Origin of the sequence: Burkholderia sp. MBR-1, from assembly GCF_013822785.1 — a bacterium.
GTDB lineage: Bacteria > Pseudomonadota > Gammaproteobacteria > Burkholderiales > Burkholderiaceae > Burkholderia > Burkholderia vietnamiensis.
In genome coordinates, this window is sequence record NZ_CP053609.1 from 2,668,368 (window position 1) to 2,692,848 (window position 24,481).

Consider the following 24,481-nt stretch of genomic DNA (forward strand, 5'->3'; position numbering starts at 1 on the left):
CGATACACTGTCGGATCGACCGCTTCGCGCCCCACCATGCCCGCTGCCCGCCTTCCCGATTCCGCCCGCTACTGGCGCACGCCGCTGCTGCCGGACGCGGACCTGCTCACGGCCACCTATCGCAACCACACGTTCGCGCCGCACTGGCACGACGCGTACACGATTCCCGTGATCCTGGAAGGCGCCGAGCGCTACATGTGCCGCGGCAGCGGCCATGTCGCCGAAACCGGCACGGTGCCGGTGATCAATCCCGGCGAAGTCCACACGGGCTCGCGCGCGACCGACGAAGGGTGGTGCTATCGCGTCAGCTACGTGCCGGTTGCTTACCTGCGCACGCTGGCCAGCACGATCGTCGGCCGGCCGCAGGACGCGCCGTGGTTCCCGAACGGCGTGATCCGCGACACCGATCTCGCGGCACGACTCGCGCGCGCGCACCGAATGATGGAGGCCGGGAGCGAGTGCGTGGCGGGTGAACGCGTGGATTCGGCGGATGCCCTGCATTCCGCGCACGCCGGCGCGCTCCCGGTCTACGATCCGCTCGCCGCCGAAACGGCGCTGCTCGATGCGCTGTCGACGCTGATCGCGCGTCATGCCGACGCGCGGCTGCAACCGCACGCGCTCGCGGCCGACGAGCCGCGCGTCGACGCCATGCGCGAACGGCTCGCCGCCGATCTCACGTGCAGCGTCACGCTCGACGACGTCGCGCAGGCCGTCGGCCTGTCGCCGTTTCACGCGGCGCGCTTGTTCACGCGCACGATCGGGATGCCGCCGCACGCATGGCGCAACCAGTTGCGGCTGCAGCGCGCGCTTGCGCCGTTGCGCGCGGGCGCATCGGTCGCCGACGTCGCCGCGGCCACCGGCTTCGTCGATCAAAGCCACTTCACACGGCACTTCAAGCGGATGTTCGGCGTCCCGCCGGGGCGCTGGCAGGCGCGCTGAGGCATACGCCTCGTTCGCCTACGGCGCCGGTTTCGCCTCGGATTCCGGTTTCGCTTCGGGTTCCGCTTCCAGTTCCAGTTCCAGTTCCAGTTCCAGTTCCAGTTCCAGTTCCAGTTCCAGTTCAGGTTCGCTTCGGCGTCCACCACTACCGCCGACTGCGCCTCCACCGCAACCGAACCAAGCACAACCAAACCCCCATCCTACTCGGCACGCGTCTTGCGCCGCCCACCGGCGCCCGCGCCAGCGCCCCGCGCCGCCGCAAGAACGTACAAGCCGCGACGCGCCTCGCCCCGCTATCCTCCGTCGTCATGGAGACGCGCACTTTGAACCCGACACCCACTTCCTCCGCACCGCCGCGCCGTGCGTTGACCGAATCGCTCGACGGCGCGCGCGACACGATCCCGATGATGATCGGCGCCGCCCCGTTCGGCGTGATCTTCGGCACGCTGGTCGCCGGCGGCCCGCTCGCCGCGTGGCACGGCGCGCTGATGTCGCTCACGGTGTTCGCGGGCTCCGCGCAATTCATCGCGCTCGGCCTGATCGCCGGCAGCGCGAGCTTCGTCGTCGTGCTCGCGACCACGCTGATCGTGAACCTGCGCCACCTGCTGTACAGCGCGACGCTCGCGCCCTATGTCGCCCACCTGCCGCTGCGCTGGCGCGCGACGCTCGGCGCGCTGATGACCGACGAAGTGTTCGCGGTCGCGTACGCCCACTACCGGCACTTCAAGCCCGGCACGATCGGCCCCCACTACTTCTTCGGCTCGGGCCTCGCGATGTACCTGAACTGGCAGGTCTGGACGCTCGCGGGCATCGGCTTCGGCGCGGCGTTCCCCGGCCTGCAGTCGCTCGGCCTCGACTTCGCGATGGCGGCCACCTTCATCTCGATCGTCGTCCCGCAGCTGCGCACGCTGCGCTACTTCGCGGCCGCCGCGACGGCCGGCACGCTCGCGTACTTCTGGCAGGGCTGGCCGTACAAGCTCGGGCTGCTGGGCGCGGTTGCCGCCGGCGTCGCGGTCGGCGTCGCGCTCACGCTCGCGCGCGAGCGCGCGCGGCCCGATTCGCGCACGGAGGCCGCATCGTGAGCTACGCGCTGCTGATCCTCGGCATGGCCGCCATCACCTATGCGATCCGCACGACGCTGTTCCTGTTCGGCGAGCGGCTGACCTTCCCGCCGCTGGTGCGGACCGCGCTCGGCTTCGTCCCCGTCACCGTGCTGACCGCGATCATCGTGCCGATGACCGTCGCCCCGCACGGCGGCACGGCCGAGCTCACCTGGCGCAACCCGCAGCTCGTCGGCGCGCTCGCGGCCGTGCTCGTGTCCGCGACGACCCGCCGGCCGCTCGTGACGATCGCGGTCGGGCTCGCGGTGTTCTTCTTCTGGCAAGGGGTCGTGATCCCCCACTGGCTGCCGGCCTGACGAGCGTCGCCGGCGGTGCTCAAGTTTTCGTCGTACGGGCCGATATAGCGGATGAAGACCCGCCATCGGCCTCGGCGTGAACCGGTCCGCCGACGCCGCACCCGTACCGGCGGACAGTGGCGGCCACCGGTCCGCACGGGCCGCCATCGAGACCATTCATGGGCCAGATCACTCTTTCCCTCAAGGACGACACGCTTGCGTCCCTGCGCAAGGACTACGACGCATTCGTGCGCGTGTCGCTGAAACTCGACCCGCAATTCGCGACGCCGTCGTTCGAGGACTTCCTGCGCGCCAAGCTGCTCGACAACATGGTGCCGCTGACCGAGCACGCGGTGCAGCGGATGCTCGAAGGCGGTCAGTACGCGTGGGCGAAACGCACGCTCGACAAGGAATTCCCGGACGTCGTCGCGATCCTGATGCGGCAGGCCGGCGAGTTCGGCTTCGGCTTCGCGTCGCGCGCCGAATGGACGCCCGACGAACTCGCGAAGGCGTGCCGCGACTGGGCCAAGGCGATCGTCGCCGAGGCGCAGGGCGATGCGTCGCTGGTCGATCCGATGGCCGCGCAGATCAAGAGCGCGGTGCAGGACATCCAGGCGCTCGAGGAAATGATGCAGACGCCCGCGTGGCGACTCGCCGAATCGCTGCGGCAGCGCATCTACGAGGCCAAGCTCGCGTGCGAGATGAGCGTCGGCAGCGCGGCGCGCGACAAGCTCGGCGAACTGCGCGGGCTGCTGCGGCTCGCGCTGTCGCACGGATCGTTCCAGAAACAGGAAGCGCAGCAGCTGATGGAATATCTGCGGCTCCTGAAGCCGGAGATCTTCGTCGAAGAGCCGTACGACGTGTTCGCGCGGCTCGCCGCGTGGCTGCGCAGCGTCTTCGCGCCGGTCGCCGCGCGCCCGGCACCGGGGCCGGGGCCGGAACAGCGGCGGCCCTGAGCGCCGGTCTGCCCGAATGAAGCGCGGCCCGGCTCGCATCAAGCGAACCGGGCCGCGCGAGTGTCGCCGCCACGTCGTCACATCGTCACGCCGCGCCGTCCGGGGCGAGCGGCGAGCGGCGGCCCGACACCGCTTACTGCGTCCCGCCGGCAGCCGAAGCGCCGCCTTCCACGGCTTCGTCGCCGACCTTCGACTTGGTCGTGCCGGCACGATGCTTGGCCGACTTCGTCGTGTGCTTCATGTGCTTCTTGGTCGAATGGACCGACGAAGCCGCCGTATCGGTCGCGCCGTCGCCGACCGCGTTGCCCGACGCGTTCGCGCCGGCACCGCCCTGCATGCCCGCACCGGCGCCCTCGCCCGCGCCCGGCGCCTGGGTCTGCACGCCGGCACCGGCCGTGCCCTGCGCGGCCGTTCCCGTCTGGGCAAACGCGGCCGAAGTGGCAAACACCGTCAGCGCGGCACCGATCAGCATCGTACGAATCTTGGACATGACTATCCTCCTCGAGAAGTTGCGGGCGCGGAACGCATCGATACGCTCCGTCGCGTGACCTGCCGCAACACGCAGCAGGCACGATGAAAGACCCGCGCCCGGCGGCACCGGTTCTCGAATCTCTCAGACTGTTACCCACCGTTTCATTTGCTGACGTCTCGCTCACAGACGCTAACAACAGGCCGGCGCACTCGCGCGGCCCGCGTTGCTGCCGTATGATGCGGGGCGATTCCTCCCGCGCAGCCCGCGCCACCTTCGTCATGCCCAATCTGGATTTCACGCTGACCGGCGAATACGTCGAGTTGCACAACCTGCTCAAGATCACCGGCCTCGCGGACAGCGGCGGAACGGCGAAGATGTTCGTCGCGTCCGGCGCGGTGAAGGTCGACGGCGTGGTCGAACTGCGCAAGACCTGCAAGATTCGCGCGGGCCAGGTCGTGCTGTTCGGCGACACGCGCATCGCGGTCCACGACGCGTAGCGGTGCCCCTGAGCCCGACATGGCCATCGGCGCGCGCGTTCGACACCATTCGAAGAAAGCCGTAAGCTAGGCGTCTCTCAAAATAAATACGGACAGCGCCGGCCTGTCGCCGCGCGAGCGCCCATCCCATGTCGCATTCCGGTCTCACGCGGACGGCCGCCGCGCCGCCGTCGCTCTCCCGCCATGCCGTCGATACCGCGCGCCTCGCCGCACCGCTGGCGATCGCGCAGCTCTCGCAGATGGCGATGAGCGTCACCGACACCGTGCTGCTCGGCTCGCTCGGCCCCGATTCGCTGGCGGCCGGCGGCCTCGGCGCAAACTTCTTCTTCGTCATCGTGACCGTGCTGCAGGGCGTGCTGTCGTCCGTCAGCGTGAGCGTCGCGCATGCGCGCGGCGCGCAGGCCGAACATCGCGTGCCGCACATCTACTGGACCGGCTTCGTGCTGTCGGTGCTGCTCGCGATTCCGGCGGTCGTCGCGCTGTCGCTGTCGGAACCGCTCCTGCTGATGTTCCACGAGCCGCCGACGCTCGCGCAACACGTCGGCGAATACACCGGCATCCTGCGCTTCGCGGCGCTCGGCAGCCTGATCGGCGTCGGGCTGATGCGGGCCTTCCTGCCGGCGATCGGCGCCGCGCGGCGGCTGCTGTGGGTGTCGATCGGCGGCATCGGCGTCAATGCCGTGCTGAACTACGGCCTGATCCACGGCGCATACGGCCTGCCGAGGCTCGGCTTCCTCGGCTCCGCGGTCGCGACCACCATCACGATCTGGCTCACCGCGTTCGCGCTGATCTGGCTGCTGCACGGCCGCGCGCGGTTCCGCCACTTCGTGAGCGCCGCGCGCCCGAAGCTGCCGATGATGGGCGAGCTGATCGGCATCGGCTGGCCGGTCGCGATCACGTACGGCGTCGAATCGACGCTCTTTCTCGCGACCGGGCTGACCGTCGGCGTGCTCGGCGCGACGGCGCTTGCGGCGCACCAGATCGCGCTGAACGTCGCGTCGGTGGCGTTCATGGTGCCGCTCGCGATCGGCCAGGCGGCCAACGTGCGGGTCGGCTACTGGATCGGCGCCGGCGACCCGGTCGCCGCGCGGCATGCGGGCTTCGTCGCGCTCGGCCTCGGCGTCGCGTTCATGTCGCTGTCGGGGCTCGTGCTGATCCTCGCGCCGCACGCGATCGTCGGCCTGTATCTGCACCTCGACGACCCGGCCAACGCGGCGACCGTGTCGCTCGCCGCGTCGCTGCTCGGCATCGCCGCGGTGTTCCAGATCGTCGACGGGATGCAGACGGTGGGCTCCGGCGCGCTGCGAGGGCTGCGCGATACGCGCATCCCGATGCTCGCGGCGACCTTCGGCTACTGGGGCATCGGCTTTCCGACCGGGTACTGGCTCGCCTTTCACGCGGGGCTCGGCGCACGCGGCCTGTGGTGGGGCCTCGCGGCCGGCCTAGCGAGCGTCGCCGTGCTGATGGCGTGGCGCTTCCATCTGAAGACGTCGTCGCTGATCGCCGCGCCGCGGTAAAGCGCGACACGACGCGAAATCGCGGCCGGCGCTATGCTTGTCCGCTGGCGCATCCGCGACGCCGCGCCGGCGGCGCGGCTGCCTGATGCCATGCCGCACCACGCCATGCCCGACGCCGCGCGACGCGCGGCCCTTCCCTTTCCGACAGGAGTGCATCATGAACGAAGCAGTTCGGATGGAACGCGACACGTTCGGCGAGATCGCCGTGCCCGCCGACCGGCTCTGGGGCGCGCAGACCGAGCGCTCGCTGCAGAATTTCCGGATCTCGACGGAGAAGCAGTCGCCCGAGCTGATCCACGCGCTCGCGATCGTGAAGCGCGCCGCGGCCGCCGTGAACCAGGCGCTCGGCGTGCTCGCCGACGACAAGGCGCGCGCGATCATCGATGCGGCCGACGAGATCATCGCGGGCAAGCATCCGCGTGAATTCCCGCTCGCCGTGTGGCAGACGGGCTCCGGCACGCAGACCAACATGAACCTGAACGAAGTGATCGCGAACCGCGCGAGCGAGCTGCTCGGCGGCGAGCGCGGCGAAGCGCGCAAGGTTCATCCGAACGACGACGTGAACCGCGGCCAGTCGTCGAACGACGTGTTCCCGACCGCGATGCACGTCGCGGCCGCCTACGCGATCGTCAACCACCTGCTGCCCGCGCTGCGCACGCTGCGCACGACGCTCGACGCGAAGTCGAAGGCGTTCGCCGATATCGTGAAGATCGGCCGCACGCACCTGCAGGACGCGACGCCGCTCACGCTCGGCCAGGAGTTCTCCGGTTACGTCGCGCAGCTCGACCAGGGCATCCGGCACGTCGAATCGGCGCTGCCGCACCTGTACGAGCTCGCGCTCGGCGGCACCGCGGTCGGCACCGGGCTGAACGCGCATCCGGAATTCGCGGTGCGCGTGGCCGACGAGATCGGGCGCCTGACCAAGCTGCCGTTCGTCACCGCGCCGAGCAAGTTCGAGGTGATGGCGGCCGCCGACGCGCTGGTGTTCGCACACGGCGCGCTCAAGACGGTCGCGGCCGGGCTGATGAAGATCGCGAACGACGTCCGCTGGCTCGCGAGCGGGCCGCGCTGCGGGCTCGGCGAGCTGTCGATTCCGGAAAACGAGCCGGGCAGTTCGATCATGCCGGGCAAGGTGAACCCGACGCAGTCGGAAGCCGTGACGATGCTGTGCTGCCAGGTGTTCGGCAACGACGTCGCGGTGAACGTCGGCGGCGCGAGCGGCAACTTCGAGCTGAACGTGTTCCGGCCGATGATCGCGCACAACGTGCTGCAGTCGGTGCGCCTGCTCGCCGACGGCGCGCAGAGCTTCAACGACCACTGCGCGGTCGGCATCGAGCCGAACCGGGCGCGCATCGACCTGCTGTTGAACGAATCGCTGATGCTCGTGACCGCGCTCAATCCGCACATCGGCTACGACAAGTCCGCGCAGATCGCGAAGAAGGCGCACAAGGAAGGCACGACGCTGAAGGCGGCCGCGCTCGCGCTCGGCTACCTCACCGAAGCGGAATTCGACGAATGGGTGCGGCCCGAGCAGATGATCGGTTCGCGCTGATCGCGGGTTTCGCGCGATGTGGCGACGGGCGCGGCGCGACGGCTGCGCCCGCAGCCGTCAGACCGTGCCGTTCGCCACTTCCTCGGGCTTCATCTCGATGATCTTGTCGAGCGCGGCGCGCACGTCGCTCGCATACTTCGCGAGCACCTTCTGCTCGGCGGTCTCGGGGACGAACGGCGGCACCGGCACCGGGTTGCCGTTTTCGTCGACGGCGACGAACACGACGAGGCAGTCCGTCGTCTGACGCAGCACGCCGCCCTTCGGATCGCCGGCGTGCACGGACACGTGAATGTGCATGCTGGTGCGGCCCGTCGCGACGACGCGCGCCTTCAGCTCGACCAGATTGCCGACCAGAATCGGCCGCTGGAACCGGATGTTGCCGACGCTCACCGTCACGCAATAGCGGCTCGACCACACGGCCGCGCACGCATACGCGACCTCGTCGATCCACTTCATCAGCGCGCCGCCGTGCACCTTGCCGCCGAAGTTCACGGACGACGGCTCGGCCAGGAAGCGGAACACGGTTTCGGTGCGGTCGAGGGCGGCGGGTACGGGGGAAGATTGCGACATCGTGGGGGCTCCAGGCTACGGGGTGCTGCGGTCGGCGCATTATACGTTGCACTGCGGCAATGCGTCGCGGGCGGGCTGGGGGCGTCGGCATCGTGGCAGTGTGCGCTGTGCAGGTGCGCATCGGGTGCGCATCAGGGGACACGTTGGGTCTCACATCAGCCCCTCGCATCTGGCCTCGTGTCGGGCTTCCCATCAAACCTCCCACCCAGCCGCGCACCGGCCCGAAAGCGGCTTCGCGAGCGGCATCGACAGCCTCCGCATCAGTGGCGCAGCGTGACTCCCTGATCGATCGTCCCGTACATCTCGATGCTGCCGCCCCGCCCGCCTGCGGCATCGCTGCCGCCCTGCGCACAGGCGGCGCAGAGGAGCGCGGCCGCCACCAGGCAAAAAATCGTCTTCATCGTCAGATCGCATCCCATGCGGCGGCCCACTGCCGCCGCGTGCGGCCATTCTACGCGGGCGCGGCCGGCGGCCGCCGCGGTACACGGCGGTACGTCAGCCGTCGCATCCGACATTTCAGCCGAGCCCGAAACATCGAATCGATGCTGCCACTACACTGCAGTGACTCCACCCGCTCCGACGAGGCACGACGATGACCGATCAGGACGATCACCACTTTCCCGGCCTGAGCCGGATCGGCGCATTGCTCGCCGATCCCGGGCGCGCGGCGATGCTGTGGGTGCTGATGGACGGCAGCGCGCGGCCGGCCGGAGAACTGACGATGATCGCGGGGCTGTCGCCGTCCGCGGCAAGCGCGCATCTGGCGCGCCTGACCGACAGCGGGCTGCTCGCGCTCGACATCCGTGGCCGGCATCGTTATTACCGGCTCGCGTCGTCCGACGTCGCGGCGTCGCTCGAGGCGCTCGCGAACGTCGCGCGCGCCGCCGCGCCGAACCGTCCGGTGCCGCCGCCGTCGCGCACGGTGCCGGCCGAGCTGCGCTACGCGCGCACCTGCTACGACCACATGGCCGGCGAGCTCGCGGTCCGCATCTTCGACGGCCTGACTGCCCGCGGCTGGCTGCACGCGAACGGCGACGCGATCGAGACCACCGACGCCGGCGCGCACGCGCTCGCGCGCTGGGGCATCGACGTTGCGCAGCAGCGCGCGCGCCGGCGCCGCTTCGCGTGCGGCTGCCTCGACTGGAGCGAGCGCCGCGCGCATCTTGGCGGCGCGCTCGGCGCGGCACTGCTCGACAGCTTCTGCACACACGGCTGGATCGAGCGCACCGCTCGGCCGCGCGTGCTGCGCGTCACCGTGTCCGGCCAGCGCGTTTTCGACGACTGGCTTACGTCCGCTTGACGCGCACATTGCGCGCAGACGACAACCGCGGCCGCTGGACAGGTTTTGTTACATCGGATGCGCTCGGACTTACAAAACACCGAGCACTGAAACAGCCCGAGCGGATATCGTGAGCTGGACGGCACGAATCGACGCGCCGAGACAACGACGATGACGCTCATGATGGACTCCCTGTTCACGCTCAGGCGTACCGCCCGCTGCGCCCTGCTCGCGTTCGCCGCACTGGCGAGCCTGCCCGCCGCATTTGCGCAATCCACCGCCGCGCCGCCGTATGCGGCCGCCGCGCGGCAAGCGGGCGGCGATCCGCCCGGCCGCGTCGCGCGGCTCGATTATTTGTCCGGCGCCGTGACGACCGAGCCGGCCGGCACCGATACGTGGTCGTATGCGGCCGTGAATCGACCGCTGACGACGGGCGACCAGCTGTGGAACGACGCCGGCGCGCGCTCGGAGCTGCATATCGGCTCGACGGCGGTGCGTCTCGGCGAATCGACGAGCCTGTCGGTACTGAACCTCGACGACACGACCACGCAGCTGAAAGTCGGGCTCGGCACGGTGTCGACGCACGTGCGCAATCTGCCGCCCGGCGGATCGTACGAAATCGACACGCCGAACCTCGCATTGGGCATCGCCGGCCCCGGCGACTATCGCGTCGACGTCGCGCCGGACGGTGCGAGCACGACGGTCACCGTGCGCAGCGGCAACGCAACCGTCTACGGCAGCAACGGCCAGTACCCGCTGTCGCCCGGACAGCAGGTCGTGTTCACCGGCACCGACCTGCAGGTCGCCCAGCAAGCGGCCGCGCCGGCGCCGGACCCGCTCGACCAGTGGGCCGCGAGCCGCGACGCGGCCGAGCAACGCTCGGTGTCGGCCCGCTACGTGTCGCGCGACATTCCGGGCTACCAGGATCTCGACGCGAACGGCACGTGGCGCGAAACGCCGAACTACGGTGCGGTATGGGTGCCGAACGACACGCCGGCCGACTGGGCGCCGTATCACGACGGGCACTGGATCTGGCAGGCGCCGTGGGGCTGGACCTGGGTCGACGATGCGCCGTGGGGCTTCGCGCCGTACCACTACGGCCGCTGGGCCTACGTCGACGACAGCTGGGCCTGGGTGCCCGGCCCGATGGTCGTCAGCCAGCCGCCCGCCTATGCGCCGGCGCTGGTCGCGTTCGTGGGCGGCGGCGGCGGACCCGACTGGAGCGTCGCGTTGACGGTCGGCGGCATCGCGGCGGCCGGCTGCGCGTGGTTCGCGCTGGGGCCGGGCGAACCGTGGCATCCCGGCTGGGGCGGCTGGAGCCCGCATTACTACGAGCGCGTGAACCGCAACATCGTCGTAAACAACGTGACGGTCAACAAGACGGTGAACATCACGAACATCAACAAGACCTACGTGAACTTCCGCGCGCCGCATGCGATCACCGCCGTGCCGGCCGCCGCGTTCGTCCACGGTCAGCCGGTCGCGCGCGTCGCACAGCACGTCGACCCGCGGCAATGGCGCAACGCACACGTGATGCCGGGTACGCCGGGCATTGCGCCGGTGCGGCAGAGCTTCACCGGCGGTCTGCGCACGGCCGCCTACCGGCCGCCGGCGGCGCTCGGACAACACCCGTTCGTCGCGACGCGCAATCCGGCCGTGCCGCCCGCCTATCGCGACCAGGCGGCCGCGCAGCTCGCGCGCCAGGGAGCGCGCGTGCCCGGTGCGGGTGCGCCGGTCGTGAAGACCAGCGTGCCGGCCGACTACACGCCGCGGCCGGTCCACGTGCCGGGCAACCCGGCCGGCGGCGCGTGGGCGATGCGCAACGTGCAGCTCGTGAATCCGCACGGGCCGGTCGTGCAGCCCGCGCATGGGGCGACTGCCGGCCAGCCGGCTGCGGGGATGGCACAAGCGGCCCGGCCCGGCGTGCCGACGCCGAACGCACGTATGCCGGGCGCGCCTGAACCGGGCGCACGGAGCGAACCTGCGCCGGGCATGCCCAACGGCGAGCGGACGCCGAACGCAGCAGCGCCGAACGCCGCGCACTTCGCGAACGGCGCCGCGGCCCAAGCGCCCGGCCCCGCTCAGCATCAGGCCGTGGGCGCCGGCAATGGCGTCCCGCATCCGCCGACGGCCGGCAACAGCCCGGCCGCGCACGACGGCGCGCATGCCGCAGCTGCGCCTGCGCCCGTCTGGATGCAGCCGCATACTCCGATGGACCGGCAGCGCCCGAACCCGCCGACGGCGCTGCACGCTGCCGGACAGAACGCGCTGCCGCCGGTCCGCGCTGCAGCGCCGACGCCGCGTCCGCAAACCCCGGCCGGCGCGCAACCGGGCGAGCGGCAGCCCACGCCGCACGAAGCACCGCAGCCCCGCTTCGACACGTCCGCGCAGATGCAGCAGCCGCGTCCGCACGCCGATTTCGCGGCGCCGGCCCAGCATGGGCAACCGCGCGCCGAACGCCCGGCGCCCGCGCCGCAGCCGCGCGCCGACTTCGCGCAGCCCGCGCCGCACCGCGAAGTCGCGCCGCCGCATGTGAGCGAGTACCGGCCGCCGGCGCCCGTCGTGCATGAGATGCCGCGGCCGCAACCGGCGCCGCGCATGGAGCCGCGACCGTCGATGCCCGCGCCGCACGTGGAGCCTCGCCCGCAGCCGGCGCCGCACGTCGAAGCGCCGCATCCGAGCAACCCACCGCCCGCCGCCCACGAGGAGCGACACCGCCAGTAACCGGCGGCGCAGCAAACGAAAAGGCCCGACCGTTCCCGGTCGGGCCTTCGTCATTCCGTCGTGCGCGCCGCGCTACGCGGCGTACGGCCTTGCGTCGCCGCTCAGACCGCCATCGGCGCGCTCAGCGGCTCATGATGCCGATAGCCGACGAGCGAGAAGTCCGACGGCTCGATCAGCTCGAGCCACTCCGGCGCATAGACGCCCGTCTTCGCGTAGTCGGGCACGCGCTCGGCGATCTCGAGCCGCGGGCTGTCGTACGGCTCGCGCGTGAGCTGCTGCTGCAGCATGTCGAGCTGGTTCTCGTAGATGTGCGCGTCGCCGATGAAGTACGTGAACCAGCGCGGCGTATAGCCGGTCAGCCGCCCCACCAGCGACAGCAGCGCGGCGCCTTCGGTCAGGTTGAACGGCGTGCCGAGCCCGACGTCGTTGCTACGGATGTACAGGCACAGCGAAATCTCGCGCTTCGCGGCGTTCGGCAGGAACTGATACAGCAGATGGCAAGCGGGCAATGCGATCTGGTCGAGCACGGCCGGGTTCCACGCATGAAACAGGATGCGACGGTCGGACGGGTTCTCGATGATCGTGTCGAGGCACTGGCGCAGCTGGTCGATCGCCTTGTAGAGCAGCACCTTCGGCGCACCGTCTTCGTCGAACTGCGTGACGATCCGGAAGCCGCGGCGCGTCGCGTCGGCGATCTGCGCGTCGGCGCTCGCGTCCAGCACCTTGTAGCCGGGCCATTGCCGCCATTGCACGCCGTACACGTCGCCGAGATCGTCGACGCCGCGACGGTAAGGATTCGCGAGCCACTGCGCGTTGTCGTTCGCGTTCGCGTCCCACACCTTGCAGCCGAGCGCACGGAAATCGGCCGCGCTGCGCGATGCACGCAGGAACCCGACCAGCTCGCCGATCGCCGACTTGAACGCGAGCTTCTTCGTCGTCACGGCCGGAAAGCCTTGCTGCAGGTCGAAGCGCAGCATCGCGCCGGGCATGCTGATGGTACGGATTCCCGTGCGGTTCTCCTGCCAGGTGCCGGTGTCGAGGATGGTGCGAACGAGGTCGAGGTACTGTTTCATGCGGATTCCTTCGGCCGCGAGGGCGGCCGTACCCGCCAATTTTAGCAAGCGTGGCGAGAAACCTCCGGCAGCGGCGGCGTGAAGCCGCCGAGCGGGTCGCCGCGGTCGCGCATCCCGTGCGCGCACATCAGCCGGTACAGCGTGACGCGCGACACGCCGAGCTCGCGCGCCGCGTCCGCAAAACGGCCGCGGTGACGCAGCAGCGCCTGCTCGATCGCCTGCCGCTCGGCGGCCTCCCGCGCCTCGTTCAGCGACACGGGCGCGAGCACCGCGAACTCGTTCAGCTCGAGATCGGCCGCGGTGATCATCCGCCCCTCCGACATCACGATCGCCCTGCGCACGCGATTGATCAGCTCGCGCACGTTGCCCGGCCACGCGTAGCCGTACAGCGCGGCGATCGCATCCGGCGAGAAGCCGCGCAGCCGGCGGTGCGCATCGCCCTTGAAACGTTCGAGCATGTGACGCGCGAGCAACTCGATGTCCTTGCCGCGCGCGCGCAGCGGCGGCTCCTCGATCTTCAGCACGCACAGCCGATGGTAGAGGTCCTCGCGAAAGCGCCCTTCGCGCAACGCCGCTTCCATGTCCACGTGAGTCGCGCAAATCACGCGCACGTCGACCGGCACCGACACGTGCGCGCCGAGCCGCTCGATCTTGCCCTCCTGCAGAAACCGCAACAGGCTCGCCTGACTCTCGAACGGCAGGTCGCCGATCTCGTCGAGGAACAGGGTGCCGCCGTTCGCGGCCTCCACGCGGCCGACCTTGCGCTGGGTCGCACCGGTGAACGCGCCGCGCTCGTAGCCGAACAGTTCGGCCTGCAGCAGCGTCGACGGAATCGCGCCGCAGTTGATCGCGACGAACGGCCCCGGCGCGCGCGTCGAGCGCTCGTGAATTGCCGCGGCAGTCAGCTCCTTGCCGGTGCCCGATTCGCCGGAGATGAACACGGGCGCATCGGTGGTGGCCACACGGCGGATCGTCCTGAACAACCCGAGCATCGCGTCGCAGGTGCCGACCATTTCGCCTTCGGAACGCCCGGCGCCCACCGGCGCCGCCGCCGTTGCCGCCGCGTCCGCCAGCGCGATCATCCCGTGCGCATGGCCGACGGTCTCGACGATACGCGCCGTCTCGTACGGCATCGTCACGTAGTCGAAGCAATAGTCGCGGATCAGATGTCGCAGCGTGGCGTCCTGCAACTGGCCGCGCCGGGTCGCCGCGATCCAGCCGATGTGCTGGATGCTCAGGCACGCCTCGAGCTCGCGCAGCTCGGCGGGCTTGAAGCCCGGCGAGAAATCGAGCAGGCCGGCCGTCGCAACGCCGTGCTGCACGACCCGGCGGACGTCGCGCACCGATTCCGCGAGATCGACGCGCCAGCCGCGTTCGTCGAAATAGCCGCGCAATGCATCGTCCGGCTCGCGCGAGAAATAGATTACGTGCCGCTGCTCGGCTTCCATGTGCTCACCCCGTTCATCAACCGTCTAACGATTGCCGCACACGTCAAGCGACGTGCGAAAAGGATCGAATCGGGGCAGCCGAAGCAGCTCGATTCGCCATGCCGATACGCGACCACGTCGGGCCGCGCATGATGGCGCTTATCTCGCGTCCACTATTTTTCTGATCAACACAGCTTGTTATAGGCGCTGAATACGACAGGTCGGTTGCAGCGCGAAGCGGCGAACGGCCAAATCGCTCGATGGTCGATGCAAGTCAATCCTCTGCATAAAACCGCTACGCGGCGGCCATCCAATGCATCGACACACGCACTGATTTTCATCCGTGAAGCGAGTCGATTGAATCCGCAGTATTCCCGAGCCCCGCCGTTTCACGACTGAAACATTTCCCGGCATTTTCGCGCGCCATTCACGATGCATATCGCTCAATCGCAGGCGCGACAACCGATCGCGTTCGATGGCATGCATTTCGCTGAATCATCACGAAGCGGAGAAGGTGGCCATGCGAACACGTTTTTCATTGCCTTGCGTGCGGCTCGTGATTGCGTTCGCGCTCGCGTGCCCGTTCACATCGGTGTGCGCGCAACAACGCGCGATGCACGAGCGCGCGGTGCCGGCCGGCGACGGCCTGCGGCACGACGGCGCGGGTGGCTTCGAGCTGGTCGCCGCCGTCGAAGCGCGGTCGACCGACGCGCTGTCGGTGACGTTGTGGGACGAACTCGCGCGGCCGACGCCACCGCCCGCTCCGTTGCCGCTGCCCGTCGATACGCAGCACGCGATGGCCGGCGGCACGACGCATCGCACGCATCAATAGCCGGTACACGACCTCGCATGCCGGCCACTCGATGAGCATCCCGTATCGAACGCCCGCTGCAGGCCGTGCGACCCGCGTCGCCGTCGCGACGCGCAGCTTTTCTGTGTCCGTCCCCCGGCGGGCACTCTTTTTATTCGACGCGCGGCGGCGCCGATGCGCGTGCATCGGCACGGCGCTGACGGCGCCGCCGTTCCGGTAGAATCGGCGCCATTCCGCTTCACTTCTCCCCGACCTTCATGACGACGTTGACCCTGATCGTCGCGCGTGCCCGCAACGGCATCATCGGCCGCGACAACCAGTTGCCCTGGAAACTTCCCGAAGACCTCGCGTTCTTCAAGCGCACGACGATGGGCGCGCCGATCGTGATGGGCCGCAAGACCCACGAGTCGATCGGCCGCCCGCTGCCGGGCCGTCGCAACATCGTCGTGACGCGCGATCCCGCGCGCCGCTTCGACGGCTGCGACACCGTCACGTCGCTCGCCGACGCGCTCGCGCTCGCGTCGCGCGACGGCGCCGCCGAAGCGTTCCTGATCGGCGGTGCGCAGCTTTATGCGGAAGGCCTGATGCTCGCGGACAAGCTGATCGTCACCGAAATCGATGCGGACTTCGACGGCGACGCGGCGTTCCCCGCGCCCGACCCCGCGCACTGGCGCGAAGTCTCGCGCGACCCGCATCAGGCCGCCGCGCCGAACACGTTCGGCTACGCGTTCGTCGTCTACGCGCGCAAGCGCGACTGACGCGCGGCACACGACAAAAAGCCCGACCGGTGCATGCGCGCCGGTCGGGCTTTTCATTTGGTCGCGGCCGACGCCGCGCCGCTTACTGCCCTGCGATCGTCATCTGCTCGATCAGCACCGAGCCGGTTTCCTTCGTGCCGCGCACGAGCGAATCCGCACCGATCGCGACGATGTGGCGGAACATCTCCTGCAGCGTGCTCGCGACCGTGATTTCCTCGACCGGATACTGGATCACGCCGTTCTCGACCCAGAAGCCGGCCGCGCCGCGCGAATAATCGCCGGTGACGTAGTTCACGCCCTGCCCCATCAGTTCGGTCAGCAGCAGACCGGTGCCGAGCTTGTTGAGCATCGCGTCGAAATCGTCGCCCGGCTGCGTGTTCGAGCTGCGCAGCGCGAGGTTGTGCGAGCCGCCTGCGTTGCCGGTCGTCTGCGTGCCGAGCTTGCGCGCCGAATAGGTCGACAGGAAATACCCCTCGACGACGCCGTCCTTGACGACGCTGCGCGCGCGCGTGCGCACGCCTTCCTCGTCGAACGGCGCGCTGCCCATCGCGCGCGGCACGTGCGGATCCTCGACGACCTGCACGTGCGGCGCGAACACCGGCTTGCCGAGGCTGTCGACCAGGAACGACGTCTTGCGGTACAGCGCGCCGCCGCTCACCGCCTGCACGAAGGCGCCGAGCAGGCCGGCCGCGAGCGGCGCCTCGAACAGCACCGGAACCTTGCGCGTGTCGAGACGGCGCGCGCCCATCCGCGCGAGCGCACGCTCGGCCGCGTAGCGCCCGACGGCTTCGGGCGCCGCGAGATCGACGGCGCTGCGCTTCGACGTGTACCAGTCGTCGCGCTGCATGTGCCGGCCGCTGCCGGCGATCGGCGCGCAGGCGATGTAGTGGCGCGAGTACGGATAGCCGGCGAGGAAGCCGCGCGACGTCGCGAGCACGAACTGCGAATGCTGCGCCGACACGCTCGCGCCTTCCGAGTTGCGGATCTGCGGGCTGACCGCGAACGCGGCGTCTTCCGCGCGGCGCGCGAGCTCGACGGCTTCGTCGGCCGTCAGCGCCCACGGGTGATAGAGATCGAGGTCGCGCGGGTCGGTCTCGAGCAGCTCGGCTTCGGCGAGGCCGGCCGCATCGTCCTCGGCCGTGAAGCGCGCGATGTTGTACGCGGCGGCGACCGTGTCCTTGATCGCGGCCGGCGAGAAGTCCGACGTGCTCGCGTTGCCGCGCTTCTTGCCGATGAACACCGTCACGCCGACCATCTTGTCGCGGTTGTGCTCGATCGTCTCGACCTCGCCGCGGCGCACCGACACCGACAGGCCGTCGCCTTCGGAGATTTCGGTCGCGGCGTCGGTCGCGCCGAGAGCCTTCGCATGGCGAAGGATGTCCGAGGCAATTTCTTTGAGCTGGTCCTGCGTGTGCGGGAAATAGCGCGCTTGTACGTCGAGATTGGCTGCCATCGTCGTGATATCCGGTGGCGGGCGACACGCCCGCATGATCAAAATGTTGCGTATCCCGCGATCATAGCAAGGTCCGCGGCCGCGCACCGACAAGCTTGGGGCATGCGCGCCGCGATACAATGCCGCCCATGACACGCAAAACCCGAATCCAGCCGATCGAGCATGCCGACGACGACGTCGACAACGGCTACGATCGCCCCAGCAAATCCCAGTTGAAACGCGAGATGCACGCGCTGCAGGAGCTCGGCCAGGCGCTGGTCGACCTGCCGAAGGACGCGCTCAAGCGGATGCCGATGCCGGAAGCCCTCGCGGACGCCGTGCGCGAGGCGCGCCGGATCACCGATCACGAAGGCAAGCGCCGCCAGCTTCAGTACGTCGGCCGCGTGATGCGCTCGCTGACCGACGACGAAACGGCGGCGCTGCGCACCGCGCTCGACGCGCAGCGCGGCGTCAACAAGGCCGCCACCGCGCGCCTGCACTGGATCGAGCGAACGCGCGAGCAGCTGCTCGCCAACGACGACGCGCTCACCGAATTCCTGCGCCAGCACCCGGAAGCCGACATCCAGGAAGGCCGCACGCTGATCCGCAATGCCCGCAAGGAAGCGCAGCAAGGCAAGCCGCCGCGCTATTTCCGCGAGTTGTTCCAGTGGATCAAGACCGCGAGCGGGTCGGACGACGCCGACGCCGATGCGGACGAAGCCGCCGGCGAAGCCGGAGACGACCATGACGACGAAGCGTAATCACCCGGACGAGCTCGTGGTCGGCCTCGTGTCGATCAGCGACCGCGCGAGCGCGGGCGTCTACGAGGACAAGGGGATTCCGGCGCTGCAGGAATGGCTCGCGGCCGCGCTGCGCTCGCCGTGGCGCGCCGAGACGCGGCTGATCCAGGACGACGCGCCGACGATCTCCGCGACGCTCGCCGAGCTGGTCGACGTCGCCGGCTGCGATCTGGTGCTGACGACCGGCGGCACCGGCCCCGCGCGCCGCGACGTGACGCCGGAAGCCACGCTGGCCGTCGCGACGAAGGAAATGCCGGGGTTCGGCGAACAGATGCGGCAGATCAGCCTGAACTTCGTGCCGACGGCGATTCTGTCGCGGCAGGTCGCGGTGATCCGCGAGACCGCCGGCCACGCCGCGCTGATCATCAATCTGCCCGGTCAGCCGAAGTCGATCCGGGAAACGCTCGAAGGGCTGCGCGATGCCGACGGCAAGTCGACCGTGCCCGGCATCTTTGCGGCGGTGCCCTATTGCATCGACCTGATCGGCGGCCCGTACGTCGAGACCGACGACGCGGTGGTCGCCGCGTTCCGGCCGAAAAGCGCGCGGCGCTGAACGCGCGCCGCGTGCGCGGCGCCGTTCAGGCGGCCGATGCCGGCGCGGCCGGAATCAGGAAGTGCTCGCGGTAGTACTTCAGCTCGTCGATCGACTCGTGGATGTCGGCGAGCGCCGTGTGCATCGCGCGCTTCTGGAAGCCCTTGTAGATCGCGGGCTGCCAGCGGCGGCACAGCTCCTTGAGCGTGCTGACGTCGAGGTTGCGGTAGTGGAAGAAGCGCTCGAATTCCGGCATCCAGCGCGCCATGAAGCGGCGGTCCTGGCAGATCGAGTTGCCGCACATCGGCGATTTGCCGGGCGACACGTAGTCGGCCAGAAACGCCTGCAGTTGCGCGGCGGCCTGCGCTTCGGTCACGGTCGACGCGCGCACGCGATCGATCAGCCCCGAACGGCCGTGCGTGGACTTGTTCCAGTCGTCCATCTTCGCGAGCGTTTCGTCGCTCTGGTGGATCGCGAACACGGGCCCTTCCACCGCGATGTCGAGCGTGGAATTGGTCACGACGACGGCGATCTCGATGATGCGGTCGTTATCCGGATCGAGGCCGGTCATCTCCATGTCGAGCCAGACGAGGTTCAGTTCGTTGCGCACGAGCGCGGGCTGGCTGGCGGAAGCGGCGATATCGGTCATGAGTCATCCTGGCAAATGGCGGACGGCGCATGGCGCCGCCCGGGCGGCCGGCATCGCGTGAGCGGCCCCGGTCCGCAAGAACATATAATTCTCGCATAGAACCCTTTGGCGCCTTCGATGTCACCCTTTTCGTTCACCCTGCTGTTCGCGATCGCCGTGCTCGCGATGGTCGTCACCAAGCTGTGGCTCGCGTCGCGGCAGATCCGCTTCGTCGCCGCGCACCGCAACGGCGTACCCGTGCAATTCAGCGCGACCATCGCGCTGAGCGCCCACCAGCGTGCGGCCGATTACACGGTCGAGCGCACGCGGCTCGCGATGGCCGAGATCGTCGTCAGCGCGGCCGTGCTGGTCGGGCTGACGCTGCTCGGCGGCGTCGGCGCGCTCGACACGCTGCTGACCGGCTGGTTCGGTCGCGGCTACGGCCAGCAGGTCGCGCTCGTCGCCGCGGTGCTCGCGATCACGAGCGTCATCGACGTGCCGTTCGAGTACTACCGCCAGTTCGGCATCGAGCAGCGCTTCGGCTTCAACCGGATGACGCGGCGCCTGTTCTTCACCGACATGCTGAAAAACACGCTGCTCGGCGCCGTGCTCGGCCTGCCGCTGCTGTTCGTCGTGCTGTGGCTGATGAACCAGGCCGGCAGCCTGTGGTGGCTGTGGACCTGGGTCGTCTGGGTCGCGTTCCAGATGCTCGTGCTGCTGATCTACCCGACCTTCATCGCGCCGCTCTTCAACAAGTTCGAACCGCTGAAGGACGACGCGCTGCGCACCCGCATCGAAGCGCTGATGAAGCGTTGCGGCTTCGCGGCCAAGGGGCTGTTCGTGATGGACGGCAGCCGCCGCTCGGCGCACGGCAATGCGTACTTCACCGGCTTCGGCGCCTCGAAGCGGATCGTGTTCTTCGACACGCTGCTCGCGCGGCTGTCCGGACAGGAAATCGAAGCGGTGCTGGCGCACGAGCTCGGCCACTTCAAGCGTCGCCACGTGATGAAGCGCATGCTCGTGTCGTTCGTGCTGAGCCTCGTGCTGCTCGCCCTGCTCGGCTGGCTCGCGCAGCGCGCGTGGTTCTATACGGGGCTCGGCGTCACGCCGTCGCTCGACTCGAGCAACGCAGGCGCCGCGCTCGTGCTGTTCTTCCTCGCGATTCCGGTGTTCCTGTTCTTCGCGACGCCGTTCAGCAGCCTCACGTCGCGCAAGCACGAGTTCGAAGCCGACGCGTTCGCGGCGAGCCAGACCGACGCGCAGGATCTCGTCAGCGCGCTCGTGAAGCTCTACGAGGACAATGCGTCGACGCTGACGCCCGACCCCGTCTACACGGCCTTCTATTATTCGCATCCGCCGGCTTCGCAGCGGATCGATCGCCTGATGCGACACGCATGAGCCGACCGACTTCCCGCAAGCCCGCCGCGCGCGCGTCCGGCGCAGCGCGCGTCGAAGGCCGCGTGATCGCCGCACACGGGCGCCATTACATCGTCGCCCCCGACGACGGCGGCCCGATGCTCCAGTGTTTCCCGCGCGGCAAGAAGAGCGAGATCGCGGTCGGCGACCGCGTCGTGTACGAGCATGCGTCGGCCGATCAGGGCGTGATCGTCGAGATCGGCGAGCGGCGCAACCTGCTGTACCGCTCCGACCAGTTCAAGTCGAAGCTGTTCGCCGCGAACCTCGACCAGCTGCTGATCGTGCTCGCGACAGAACCGTACTTCAGCGAGGACTTGCTCGGCCGCGCGCTGATCGCGGCCGAAGCGAACGAACTGAAGCCGCTCGTCGTGCTGAACAAGATCGACGTCGAGGCGGCGCTGCCGGTCGCGCGTGAGCGCCTCGCGCCCTATCGTGCGCTCGGCTACGACGTGCTCGAGCTGTCGGTCAAGGGCGCGCCCGACGAGGCGCGCGCGCAGCTGATGCCGCACCTGGCCGGACATTCGACGATCCTGCTCGGCCAGTCGGGGATGGGCAAGTCGACGCTCGTGAACCTGCTCGTGCCGGATGCCGAGGCCGCGACGCGCGAGATCTCGGCGGCGCTGAACAGCGGTCGCCACACGACGACGTTCACGCGCCTCTATCCGCTCGACGGCGGCGGCGCGCTGATCGACTCGCCCGGTTTCCAGGAATTCGGCCTGTACCATCTGACCGAAGGGCGCCTCGAGCGCGCGTTCCCGGAATTCCGGCCGTTGCTCGGCGATTGCCGTTTCTATAATTGTCATCATCTGCACGAGCCCGGATGCGCGATTCTCGCCGCGGTGTCCGACGGCCGCATTGCTCCGTCGCGCCATGCGCTGTACGCGCAGCTGGTGCACGAGGCAAGCCAGATCGTCCGCTGACGTCGCGGCGGACGGGAAGACGTCCGGCCCGGAAAGGCCGGCCTTTACCGACAGGAGCCGCGATGCGTTTCAAGGCCCCCGATCTCGCGACCGCGCAGCACTGGGCCAACGTGCTGCAGGCAGCCGGCATCGGCTGCGAACTGCACAACCGCTATGCGACCGGCGCGCTGGGCGGCTTGCCCGCCGACGCGTGCGCGCCCGAGCTGTGGCTCGACGACGAACGCGACGACGCGCTCGCGCGGCGGCTGCTCGACGCGGCCGCCGATGGCCCGCCCGCCGACGCCGCGCCGTGGCGCTGCCGCCAATGCGGCGAAACGCTCGGCGCGCAGTTCACCGCGTGCTGGCAATGCGGCGCCGCCCGCGATCCGCTCGCCGACTGAACGCACCGCACCGCGCCACAGCGAAAAGGCCAGCATCGAGCCGGCCTTGGTTCATCGCGCAGCGGGGATTACTGTCACGAAACCCACACGGCCAGCGTCAGCATCAGCAGCAGGATCATCCACAGGATCACCGCGCGCCACACGAGGCCGACCGCCGATTGCAACGTGCGCGGCGTGCAGTCGTCGCCGACCGTCACCGGACCGCTGTCGCCGACCGCGAGCGCGTCGAGGCTCGACGGCTCCGCGAGCGGCCCGGCCAGACGCGCGCCCAGTGCGCCGCTGCCGGCGGCGAGCAGGACGCCGTCGTTCGCATCGGGCCACTGGCGCGTGTGATTGCGCCACGCGTAGATCGCATCCTCGAAGTTGCCGACGATCGCAAAGCCGAGCGCGGTCAGCCGCGACGGAATCCAGTCGATCACGAAGAACGCGCGTTGCGCGAAGGTCGAGAACGCAGCCGTGCGTTCGTCGCCCGGCGTCGACCAGCTGCGCGCGAGATATTCGGAGATCCGGTACAGCACGGCGCCTGCGGGACCGAGCGGCAGCACGTACCAGAAGAACACGCCGAACACGTGCCGATGCGATGCAACGACCGCATGGATCAGCGTGTGCCGGACGATTTCGCTGACCGGCATGTCGACCGTATCGAGGCCCGTCCACTCGTGCAGGATCTCACGCGCGCGCGGCACGTCATCGTTGTTGAGCGCGAGATGGATGTCGGTGAAGTAATGGCTGAACTGGCGAAAGCCGAGCGTGAAATAGACGACGGCGACGTTCCAGATGAATGCGAGCACGAAGCTCACCTTGTACAACAGGAAGTAGACCAGCGCGACGATCAGCACCCACGGCAGCACGACTGCGAGCCATGCGAGCACGCCATGTTTCTGCTTGCCGGCGTCGAGGCCATGCGCGACGGTTTCCGCATGAAACTGGAACAGCGCGAACACCGGATTGCTCGGCGACAACGCGCGTACCTGTTCGATGATGAGAGCGAGGAGAACCGAAAAGAAAGTCATGCGTGCGCCGTCTTCGGAGTTATGTCATTTTTTGCATAACGATAGCACAGCGTAAGCTGCAGCATGCTGTCGGCGCGGGCTCGCGACGGCGGTGCACGGGCGCGCGGCGAGGCGCGACGCTAGCCGGCCGCCAAGAAGCGGTACAGATTGCGCAACATGCCGGCAGTTGCGCCCCAGATGAAGTAATGCCCGGCCGCTTCGACGCTCGGATAAGGCATCGCAAAAAAACGACGCTCGCCGCCTTCCCATCGGAACACGCGCACCTGGTGGTTCGCGGGGCTCATCAGGAACGCCAGCGGCACCTCGAAGATCTCGGCGACTTCGAGCGTGTCGGCCTGCACGGTAAACGGCGGATGCACGAGCCCGACGATGGGCGTCACGCAGAAGCCGGTGCCGGTCAGGTAGTCGGGCAGCGCACCGAGGATCTCGACCGGCTCGGCGGCCAGCCCGATTTCTTCGTTGGCCTCGCGCAATGCAGTGGCGACCGCATCGCGGTCGTACGGCTCGCGACGCCCGCCGGGAAAGCTGATCTGTCCGGCATGATCGTTCAGGTGATCGGCACGCTGGGTCAGCAGCACCGTGAGGCCGGTTTCGCGCACCACGAGCGGCACGAGGACGGCGGCGCTTCGCGGATCGACACCCTCCTGCAGCCTCGCCTCGCCCGGCTCGACGCTCCATTCGAGCGTACGCGCGAATCGTTCGCGCAGGCCGGACGGCGTCAGCAACCGTGAATCGATGGACGGCAAGCCGGCGCCGGTGCCTTCGACCGGCAGCACTTCGGGATCAATGATGGGGCGGCGATTCAATGGGACTCTCGGGTTCGCGTGTCATATCGAGCATATTGTCGCGCCAGAATGAAAAAAGCACCCGGTCGGGTGCTTTTTCCTTACAGCTCTTACTCTTGGGAAGCGGCTGCCGTGCGATCCTTCGACACCAGCTTTTCCTTGATTCGAGCCGACTTGCCCGAACGCTCGCGCAGGTAGTACAGCTTCGCACGACGCACATCACCGCGACGCTTCACGACGATGCTCGCCAGCAGCGGCGAGTAGGTCTGGAACGTACGCTCGACGCCTTCGCCCGACGAGATCTTGCGGACGATGAAGTTCGAGTTCAGGCCGCGGTTGCGAATCGCGATCACGACGCCTTCGTAAGCCTGAACGCGCTTGCGGTTACCTTCAACCACGTTCACGTTCACGATCACCGTATCGCCCGGGGCGAATTCGGGGATCGTCTTGCCGGCGAGCGCGCGCTCGATCTCTTCCTGCTCAAGTTTTGCAATCAGATTCATCACTGACTCCTAAAGCCATCTTGTCGGCGTTTGCGCCCGCCTGCTTCCAGGCCTGGCCCCGATAGAGGATGGATTCACATCTGGCGCCGCGCACGCATGCC

At 68.9% G+C, this 24,481-nt stretch carries 26 protein-coding genes; 16 read left to right on the forward strand and 10 right to left on the reverse strand.

All coding sequences use genetic code 11. The features are described 5' to 3' along the window. Positions 1–36 precede the first annotated feature (36 nt). The 4 genes from MBR110_RS12235 to MBR110_RS12250 all read left to right on the forward strand — a co-directional run bounded on the left by MBR110_RS12235 (position 37) and on the right by MBR110_RS12250 (position 3,291). Positions 37–939, forward strand: coding sequence for an AraC family transcriptional regulator (locus tag MBR110_RS12235; RefSeq protein WP_059568587.1), 903 nt, complete (start codon positions 37–39; stop codon positions 937–939). Between the two features lie 308 nt (positions 940–1,247). Next, positions 1,248–2,021, forward strand: a complete 774-nt coding sequence (locus MBR110_RS12240; protein WP_045579332.1) for an AzlC family ABC transporter permease — start codon at positions 1,248–1,250, stop codon at positions 2,019–2,021. Continuing rightward, complete coding sequence (locus MBR110_RS12245; RefSeq protein ID WP_011883902.1) at positions 2,018–2,356, forward strand: AzlD domain-containing protein; 339 nt, start codon at positions 2,018–2,020, stop codon at positions 2,354–2,356. Before MBR110_RS12240 ends, MBR110_RS12245 begins: the two co-directional genes overlap by 4 nt. A 158-nt stretch (positions 2,357–2,514) precedes the next feature. Continuing rightward, positions 2,515–3,291: a DUF4088 family protein gene (locus MBR110_RS12250; protein WP_011883900.1), complete on the forward strand. Its 777-nt coding sequence runs from the start codon at positions 2,515–2,517 to the stop codon at positions 3,289–3,291. A gap of 133 nt (positions 3,292–3,424) precedes the next feature. Here the strand turns inward: MBR110_RS12250 and MBR110_RS12255 are convergent, their stop codons facing one another. Beyond that, a complete protein-coding gene (locus tag MBR110_RS12255; protein ID WP_011883898.1) occupies positions 3,425–3,781 on the reverse strand; it encodes a hypothetical protein in 357 nt (118 codons plus the stop codon). A 260-nt stretch (positions 3,782–4,041) separates the two neighbouring features. On the opposite strand from MBR110_RS12255, the gene MBR110_RS12260 reads away from it, so the two are divergent. From MBR110_RS12260 to fumC, 3 genes are all read left to right on the forward strand, one after another. Continuing rightward, positions 4,042–4,260 carry an RNA-binding S4 domain-containing protein gene (locus MBR110_RS12260; RefSeq protein WP_006753074.1) on the forward strand — a complete coding sequence of 73 codons (219 nt, stop codon included), beginning with the start codon at positions 4,042–4,044 and terminating at the stop codon, positions 4,258–4,260. 128 nt (positions 4,261–4,388) lie between these two features. Beyond that, positions 4,389–5,777, forward strand: coding sequence for a multidrug efflux MATE transporter NorM (norM, locus tag MBR110_RS12265; protein ID WP_011883895.1), 1,389 nt, complete (start codon positions 4,389–4,391; stop codon positions 5,775–5,777). Between the two features lie 157 nt (positions 5,778–5,934). Beyond that, the gene (gene fumC / locus MBR110_RS12270) at positions 5,935–7,329 is read left to right on the forward strand and encodes a class II fumarate hydratase (RefSeq protein WP_014722698.1); all 1,395 of its coding nucleotides are present in this window, start codon (positions 5,935–5,937) and stop codon (positions 7,327–7,329) included. Between the two features lie 57 nt (positions 7,330–7,386). Here the strand turns inward: fumC and MBR110_RS12275 are convergent, their stop codons facing one another. Together MBR110_RS12275 and MBR110_RS12280 are read right to left on the reverse strand one after the other, a co-directional pair. Continuing rightward, the gene (locus tag MBR110_RS12275) at positions 7,387–7,899 is read right to left on the reverse strand and encodes an acyl-CoA thioesterase (RefSeq protein ID WP_011883890.1); all 513 of its coding nucleotides are present in this window, start codon (positions 7,897–7,899) and stop codon (positions 7,387–7,389) included. Positions 7,900–8,159: 260 nt separating this feature from the next. Beyond that, positions 8,160–8,300, reverse strand: coding sequence for a hypothetical protein (locus MBR110_RS12280; protein WP_164715996.1), 141 nt, complete (start codon positions 8,298–8,300; stop codon positions 8,160–8,162). Between the two features lie 191 nt (positions 8,301–8,491). Here MBR110_RS12280 and MBR110_RS12285 point away from each other — a divergent pair, with 191 nt between their 5' ends. Continuing rightward, positions 8,492–9,199: an ArsR/SmtB family transcription factor gene (locus MBR110_RS12285; RefSeq protein WP_011883886.1), complete on the forward strand. Its 708-nt coding sequence runs from the start codon at positions 8,492–8,494 to the stop codon at positions 9,197–9,199. A gap of 162 nt (positions 9,200–9,361) precedes the next feature. Further along, the gene (locus tag MBR110_RS12290) at positions 9,362–11,902 is read left to right on the forward strand and encodes a DUF6600 domain-containing protein (RefSeq protein ID WP_045579501.1); all 2,541 of its coding nucleotides are present in this window, start codon (positions 9,362–9,364) and stop codon (positions 11,900–11,902) included. 101 nt (positions 11,903–12,003) lie between these two features. On the opposite strand, the gene MBR110_RS12295 is transcribed toward MBR110_RS12290, so the two are convergent. Together MBR110_RS12295 and MBR110_RS12300 are read right to left on the reverse strand one after the other, a co-directional pair. Further along, positions 12,004–12,975: a thymidylate synthase gene (locus MBR110_RS12295; RefSeq protein ID WP_011883883.1), complete on the reverse strand. Its 972-nt coding sequence runs from the start codon at positions 12,973–12,975 to the stop codon at positions 12,004–12,006. Between the two features lie 41 nt (positions 12,976–13,016). After that, the gene (locus MBR110_RS12300; protein WP_011883881.1) at positions 13,017–14,423 is read right to left on the reverse strand and encodes a sigma-54 dependent transcriptional regulator; all 1,407 of its coding nucleotides are present in this window, start codon (positions 14,421–14,423) and stop codon (positions 13,017–13,019) included. Between the two features lie 499 nt (positions 14,424–14,922). Here MBR110_RS12300 and MBR110_RS12305 point away from each other — a divergent pair, with 499 nt between their 5' ends. Continuing rightward, positions 14,923–15,234 (forward strand): hypothetical protein, encoded by a 312-nt coding sequence (locus MBR110_RS12305; protein WP_011883880.1) that lies wholly within the window; start codon positions 14,923–14,925, stop codon positions 15,232–15,234. A 236-nt stretch (positions 15,235–15,470) separates the two neighbouring features. After that, complete coding sequence (locus tag MBR110_RS12310; RefSeq protein ID WP_011883878.1) at positions 15,471–15,971, forward strand: dihydrofolate reductase; 501 nt, start codon at positions 15,471–15,473, stop codon at positions 15,969–15,971. An 82-nt stretch (positions 15,972–16,053) separates the two neighbouring features. Here the strand turns inward: MBR110_RS12310 and pmbA are convergent, their stop codons facing one another. Then, entirely contained in the window at positions 16,054–17,424 is a 1,371-nt protein-coding gene (pmbA, locus tag MBR110_RS12315; protein WP_034194233.1) for a metalloprotease PmbA, read from the reverse strand. A 128-nt stretch (positions 17,425–17,552) separates the two neighbouring features. Here pmbA and yjgA point away from each other — a divergent pair, with 128 nt between their 5' ends. Beyond that, positions 17,553–18,164: a ribosome biogenesis factor YjgA gene (yjgA, locus tag MBR110_RS12320; protein WP_272481909.1), complete on the forward strand. Its 612-nt coding sequence runs from the start codon at positions 17,553–17,555 to the stop codon at positions 18,162–18,164. Then, positions 18,148–18,756, forward strand: coding sequence for a molybdopterin adenylyltransferase (gene mog, locus MBR110_RS12325; RefSeq protein WP_072465390.1), 609 nt, complete (start codon positions 18,148–18,150; stop codon positions 18,754–18,756). Before yjgA ends, mog begins: the two co-directional genes overlap by 17 nt. 25 nt (positions 18,757–18,781) lie before the next feature. On the opposite strand, the gene orn is transcribed toward mog, so the two are convergent. Beyond that, positions 18,782–19,384 (reverse strand): oligoribonuclease, encoded by a 603-nt coding sequence (gene orn / locus MBR110_RS12330; RefSeq protein ID WP_011883871.1) that lies wholly within the window; start codon positions 19,382–19,384, stop codon positions 18,782–18,784. A gap of 117 nt (positions 19,385–19,501) precedes the next feature. On the opposite strand from orn, the gene MBR110_RS12335 reads away from it, so the two are divergent. From MBR110_RS12335 to MBR110_RS12345, 3 genes are all read left to right on the forward strand, one after another. Next, on the forward strand, positions 19,502–20,761 hold the full coding sequence (locus MBR110_RS12335; RefSeq protein ID WP_011883870.1) for a M48 family metallopeptidase: 1,260 nt from the start codon (positions 19,502–19,504) through the stop codon (positions 20,759–20,761). Continuing rightward, a complete protein-coding gene (rsgA, locus tag MBR110_RS12340) occupies positions 20,758–21,699 on the forward strand; it encodes a ribosome small subunit-dependent GTPase A (protein WP_014722692.1) in 942 nt (313 codons plus the stop codon). Before MBR110_RS12335 ends, rsgA begins: the two co-directional genes overlap by 4 nt. A gap of 62 nt (positions 21,700–21,761) precedes the next feature. Next, entirely contained in the window at positions 21,762–22,079 is a 318-nt protein-coding gene (locus MBR110_RS12345) for a putative signal transducing protein (RefSeq protein ID WP_011883866.1), read from the forward strand. Between the two features lie 74 nt (positions 22,080–22,153). On the opposite strand, the gene MBR110_RS12350 is transcribed toward MBR110_RS12345, so the two are convergent. From MBR110_RS12350 to rplS, 3 genes are all read right to left on the reverse strand, one after another. Next, positions 22,154–23,092, reverse strand: coding sequence for a CobD/CbiB family protein (locus MBR110_RS12350; protein WP_011883864.1), 939 nt, complete (start codon positions 23,090–23,092; stop codon positions 22,154–22,156). A gap of 119 nt (positions 23,093–23,211) precedes the next feature. After that, positions 23,212–23,898: a CoA pyrophosphatase gene (locus tag MBR110_RS12355; RefSeq protein WP_059735245.1), complete on the reverse strand. Its 687-nt coding sequence runs from the start codon at positions 23,896–23,898 to the stop codon at positions 23,212–23,214. A gap of 89 nt (positions 23,899–23,987) precedes the next feature. Then, complete coding sequence (gene rplS / locus MBR110_RS12360) at positions 23,988–24,380, reverse strand: 50S ribosomal protein L19 (protein WP_011883860.1); 393 nt, start codon at positions 24,378–24,380, stop codon at positions 23,988–23,990. Positions 24,381–24,481 lie beyond the last annotated feature (101 nt).

Excerpts from the sequence above, each read along its gene's own strand:
- MBR110_RS12235 (WP_059568587.1), top strand. The coding sequence starts at position 37 with ATGCCCGCTGCCCGCCTTCCCGATTCCGCCCGCTACTGGCGCACGCCG.
- MBR110_RS12240 (WP_045579332.1), top strand. The coding sequence starts at position 1,248 with ATGGAGACGCGCACTTTGAACCCGACACCCACTTCCTCCGCACCGCCG.
- MBR110_RS12250 (WP_011883900.1), top strand. The coding sequence starts at position 2,515 with ATGGGCCAGATCACTCTTTCCCTCAAGGACGACACGCTTGCGTCCCTG.
- MBR110_RS12255 (WP_011883898.1), bottom strand. The coding sequence starts at position 3,781 with ATGTCCAAGATTCGTACGATGCTGATCGGTGCCGCGCTGACGGTGTTT.
- MBR110_RS12260 (WP_006753074.1), top strand. The coding sequence starts at position 4,042 with ATGCCCAATCTGGATTTCACGCTGACCGGCGAATACGTCGAGTTGCAC.
- norM (WP_011883895.1), top strand. The coding sequence starts at position 4,389 with ATGTCGCATTCCGGTCTCACGCGGACGGCCGCCGCGCCGCCGTCGCTC.
- fumC (WP_014722698.1), top strand. The coding sequence starts at position 5,935 with ATGAACGAAGCAGTTCGGATGGAACGCGACACGTTCGGCGAGATCGCC.
- MBR110_RS12275 (WP_011883890.1), bottom strand. The coding sequence starts at position 7,899 with ATGTCGCAATCTTCCCCCGTACCCGCCGCCCTCGACCGCACCGAAACC.
- MBR110_RS12280 (WP_164715996.1), bottom strand. The coding sequence starts at position 8,300 with ATGAAGACGATTTTTTGCCTGGTGGCGGCCGCGCTCCTCTGCGCCGCC.
- MBR110_RS12285 (WP_011883886.1), top strand. The coding sequence starts at position 8,492 with ATGACCGATCAGGACGATCACCACTTTCCCGGCCTGAGCCGGATCGGC.
- MBR110_RS12290 (WP_045579501.1), top strand. The coding sequence starts at position 9,362 with ATGGACTCCCTGTTCACGCTCAGGCGTACCGCCCGCTGCGCCCTGCTC.
- MBR110_RS12295 (WP_011883883.1), bottom strand. The coding sequence starts at position 12,975 with ATGAAACAGTACCTCGACCTCGTTCGCACCATCCTCGACACCGGCACC.
- MBR110_RS12300 (WP_011883881.1), bottom strand. The coding sequence starts at position 14,423 with ATGGAAGCCGAGCAGCGGCACGTAATCTATTTCTCGCGCGAGCCGGAC.
- MBR110_RS12305 (WP_011883880.1), top strand. The coding sequence starts at position 14,923 with ATGCGAACACGTTTTTCATTGCCTTGCGTGCGGCTCGTGATTGCGTTC.
- MBR110_RS12310 (WP_011883878.1), top strand. The coding sequence starts at position 15,471 with ATGACGACGTTGACCCTGATCGTCGCGCGTGCCCGCAACGGCATCATC.
- pmbA (WP_034194233.1), bottom strand. The coding sequence starts at position 17,424 with ATGGCAGCCAATCTCGACGTACAAGCGCGCTATTTCCCGCACACGCAG.
- yjgA (WP_272481909.1), top strand. The coding sequence starts at position 17,553 with ATGACACGCAAAACCCGAATCCAGCCGATCGAGCATGCCGACGACGAC.
- mog (WP_072465390.1), top strand. The coding sequence starts at position 18,148 with ATGACGACGAAGCGTAATCACCCGGACGAGCTCGTGGTCGGCCTCGTG.
- orn (WP_011883871.1), bottom strand. The coding sequence starts at position 19,384 with ATGACCGATATCGCCGCTTCCGCCAGCCAGCCCGCGCTCGTGCGCAAC.
- MBR110_RS12335 (WP_011883870.1), top strand. The coding sequence starts at position 19,502 with ATGTCACCCTTTTCGTTCACCCTGCTGTTCGCGATCGCCGTGCTCGCG.
- rsgA (WP_014722692.1), top strand. The coding sequence starts at position 20,758 with ATGAGCCGACCGACTTCCCGCAAGCCCGCCGCGCGCGCGTCCGGCGCA.
- MBR110_RS12345 (WP_011883866.1), top strand. The coding sequence starts at position 21,762 with ATGCGTTTCAAGGCCCCCGATCTCGCGACCGCGCAGCACTGGGCCAAC.
- MBR110_RS12350 (WP_011883864.1), bottom strand. The coding sequence starts at position 23,092 with ATGACTTTCTTTTCGGTTCTCCTCGCTCTCATCATCGAACAGGTACGC.
- rplS (WP_011883860.1), bottom strand. The coding sequence starts at position 24,380 with ATGAATCTGATTGCAAAACTTGAGCAGGAAGAGATCGAGCGCGCGCTC.